The sequence below is a fragment of the Priestia sp. P5_B4 genome (assembly GCF_056400385.1).
Genome location: NZ_JBFULJ010000414.1, coordinates 1 through 3,293, shown reverse-complemented (window position 1 = coordinate 3,293; position 3,293 = coordinate 1). Strand labels below are relative to the sequence as shown.

5 protein-coding genes are annotated in these 3,293 nt (G+C 39.0%); 4 read left to right on the top strand and 1 reads right to left on the bottom strand.

Features of this window, described 5'->3' with window-relative positions; genetic code table 11:
* The 3 genes from AC1DRF_RS20445 to AC1DRF_RS20435 all read left to right on the top strand — a co-directional run.
* A partial coding sequence (locus AC1DRF_RS20445) for an ankyrin repeat domain-containing protein (RefSeq protein ID WP_477741540.1) occupies nt 1-260 on the top strand: 260 nt, incomplete at its 5' end.
* Between the two features lie 53 nt (nt 261-313).
* Nucleotides 314-802, top strand: coding sequence for a hypothetical protein (locus tag AC1DRF_RS20440; protein ID WP_477741539.1), 489 nt, complete (start codon nt 314-316; stop codon nt 800-802).
* A 27-nt stretch (nt 803-829) separates the two neighbouring features.
* Nucleotides 830-1,342, top strand: coding sequence for a hypothetical protein (locus AC1DRF_RS20435; protein WP_427076384.1), 513 nt, complete (start codon nt 830-832; stop codon nt 1,340-1,342).
* Between the two features lie 34 nt (nt 1,343-1,376).
* Here AC1DRF_RS20435 and AC1DRF_RS20430 read toward each other — a convergent pair whose 3' ends face one another.
* Nucleotides 1,377-2,252, bottom strand: a complete 876-nt coding sequence (locus AC1DRF_RS20430; RefSeq protein WP_427076385.1) for a glycerophosphodiester phosphodiesterase — start codon at nt 2,250-2,252, stop codon at nt 1,377-1,379.
* A 268-nt stretch (nt 2,253-2,520) separates the two neighbouring features.
* Between AC1DRF_RS20430 and AC1DRF_RS20425 the strand changes: the two genes are divergently transcribed.
* The gene (locus tag AC1DRF_RS20425) at nt 2,521-3,240 is read left to right on the top strand and encodes an endonuclease V (RefSeq protein WP_427076386.1); all 720 of its coding nucleotides are present in this window, start codon (nt 2,521-2,523) and stop codon (nt 3,238-3,240) included.
* The last annotated feature ends 53 nt before the right edge of the window (nt 3,241-3,293 follow it).

The window sequence follows — 3,293 nt, the reverse complement described above, 5'->3', positions numbered from 1 at the left end:
ACCTAATCCAATCTGGAGCAGAACTAGATGTAAGCTTGGCAAAAAGAAATCCTTTATTTGCAGCAATTTACGGTGGTCATAAAAAAATAGTTGAATATCTAGTTAATCAAGGTATAGATATTTCCGTTCAATATACCGGAGAGAATATCAAGGATATGGATGCGTACCGATATGCTAAGGAATTTGGACAAATAGAAATTGCTGAATATTTAAAACGAAAGCTGAATGAAAAAGTACAAAAGAGAGTGCTTAAAGATTAATTAAATCGTATATAACAGGTCACAAGGCTAATAAAAGCAAGGAGGTCCATCTCATGCTAGAACCCATATATGCTGAAAACGTAATTGTCGGAGTGATATATAAAAAGCAGTTTCAATGGTATGTAACCGATCGAGAGCTATGGTATTTAGATTATGTAAAGTTTGCGCAAGCTTTTGAAAGTCATCTAGCGGCTGATGAATACATTGAACCTGAACGCAAAGGAATTGAGGTTCTTAACAGTGAAAATGCTGAGCTTTTTTTAAAACGTATAGAGTCGTATAAAGCAGATGCAGCTACTCTTTTAAAGCTGTTTGAAGATAAAATAGAAAGCGTAGATGAAGAAGACGTATTAGACTTTAGCCCTTCGTTTTTGGTGGACTTTGATCAAAAGACGTTCTACTCACTGTTTCCYGAACCGGCTTCATTTGAAGAATGTGTTCCAAGCGATTGGAAAGGAACGTATGAAGACTTTACAGGTTTGATTCCAAAAATAGAAAAGTATTGGGTAAATAAGGACGGAGAAAATTTATTTGAGCTGTGAAAGTAAACAGAGCATGGAGGGATAACGTTGTTTCGTGTTCAAACATTAATTAAGCGTCCAGATATTTTGATTACCGATTTATCATCTCTATATGAAAAGGAATCTACCTATTTTATCGAGATATCAAATGAAGCAGAACTCATTCGTTACGGTAATCAGCTTGATTTTACTTGCCTTGAAGGAGCTATTAAGCTCGAATACTACGGTGAGCCGCTTCTTGATGCATCTGCATGGGACGTTATAGATGGGATGTGGCTTTATTTGTTGAATGCAATGGAGAGTTTAAAAGAGACCGGGTATGGAGAGATGAATTTTCCAGATCAAGCTTCAGCATTAACCTTAAAATCGGCTTCTGAACAGTTTATACTGTATACCTTGCATACATCTCCTCCCGTAAAAGCAGTGCTTCCGAAACAAGACTTTTTTATGATGGTGTTAGGAGGAGCGGAGCAGTTTTTTAAAACGATGGAGAGATGTTTTAAAGGGAACTTTCAGTATTTCAATGAAATTAAACGTATTGAAGCGTTAAAAAGGCAGTAAGGAAGGCGAGGTTACTAGTAAAAGACTACAGGAACTATGGCCACAGTTTGACGGCAAGTGTAATTACTCGGCGTGCGCTTCCTTTTTCGAGCTGTTGTCCGATAGCACTTGATGTTTGCACCCAATTCACTTCATCAGGATAATTCGTAATCACTCCGTCACTTTTTGTTTTCCACAAAAATGAAGCGGGAAGCCGCTTGGTTCCAGACCACGGCGATATTTTCATTCCGGCAGAATGGACTTGGTGGATAAGAGCAGGCGTTAGGATGTCATAGGAAGGGTTAAAGTAAGTGGCAAAGTCAGCGAATTGCTGAATTGAGTTTGGGTTTGTATCTCGCTCYGAAGAAGTTAGTATGCCTATAGGAATGTTTGGGAGAAGCTCATGCATCTTTTTCATGGATGAAACGTTAAAAGACTGAATGATAACGTGATCGAGCTTTCGCTTGTTGATTTCAAAAGCTACTTTTTTTTCAATTCCAGGATAAAGTTCCGGGGCTTTTAACTCTATTAATATACCGATTTTTCCTTGGAATTCATCTAACACTTGTGAAAGAGTTGGAATTTTTTCATTCGCAAATGAATTGTCTTTCCAGCTTCCTGCATCCAAGCGCTGAAGCTCCGCGTACGTTAACTCTCGAATGTGTCCGCTTCCGTTTGTCGTTCGGTCTACGGTACGGTCATGCATAATAACGAGTACACCGTCTTTGCTTTGCTGCACGTCAAGTTCAATGTAATCCGCATTCATTTCTAGCGCTTGGTGAAAAGCAGCCATTGTATTTTCAGGTGCGTAAGCAGAGGCTCCTCGGTGCGCGATATTTGTGAGTTTTTCTTCCGTGCGTGCAAAAGCAGAAGAAGCAATCGAACAGCATAATAAGGCGACTACGCTTAGACTAGCTAAATATTTTTTCATCACGTTTCTCTCCTATGCGTTGGTATAGAAATAGCGTAACGAAAAAATGTGATGCTGATATAGAGAAAGTGTGTAGAAAGCGTTGACATTTCGTAAAGAAAAATAGGGATTTTTTCATGGCGATGTTTACAAAAAATGCGTAAACGAATAGGGATTTTAATCAAACGTTAAGGAAACAGCGCTATAATAAAAGGTGTGAAAAAAAGAATAGGAATTTCTTAGAAAATAGTTGTATAATAGGTGAGTCAGTCAATGAAAGGAATGGAACATGGATATTCAGTACATACATACGTTTACGATGCAAACGAAAGAGGAGTGCCGGATGCTTCAGCAAAAGCTAAAAGCACAAATTGATTTAACATCACGGGTCAAAATGACGCATATACATAACTGTGCTGGTGTTGATGTTGCGTATTGGGAAGAAAACGGCATATCTTACGGAGCTTGCAGCATTGTAGTGGTTGATTATCAGACGAAAAACGTTGTAGAAAAAGTGCACAGTGTAGGAGAAGTAACCGTTCCTTATCTTCCTGGATTCCTAGCTTTTCGAGAGCTTCCTTTAATTCTTGAAGCGGCTAAAAAACTTCAAATAAAGCCCGACGTGTTTTTATTTGATGGCAACGGATATTTGCACTACGAGCACATGGGAGTAGCCACGCATGCTTCGTTTTTTCTCAATAAACCTACCGTTGGAATTGGGAAAAGCTATTTGAAAATCAAGGGACATGATTACGTTATGCCTGAAAATACAGAGGGCGCTTATGAAGATATTGTGATTGATGGCGAAGTTTATGGTAGAGTAGTAAGGACAGCCAAAGGGGTAAAGCCTATTTTTCTGTCGTGCGGAAACTATATTGATTTGGACATGTCGTATCAGCTTATGATGCATTTTATTTCAAAAGAAAGTAAGCTTCCGATTCCGGTCCGCCTAGCGGATCTGCATACGCATGAGCTGCGGAAAAGGTACCGGCAGTCAACAGGGAAGTAAGCTGTTCATAATGAGTTCATAGTTTCCTTTTATACTGATGGTTGGAATATAGT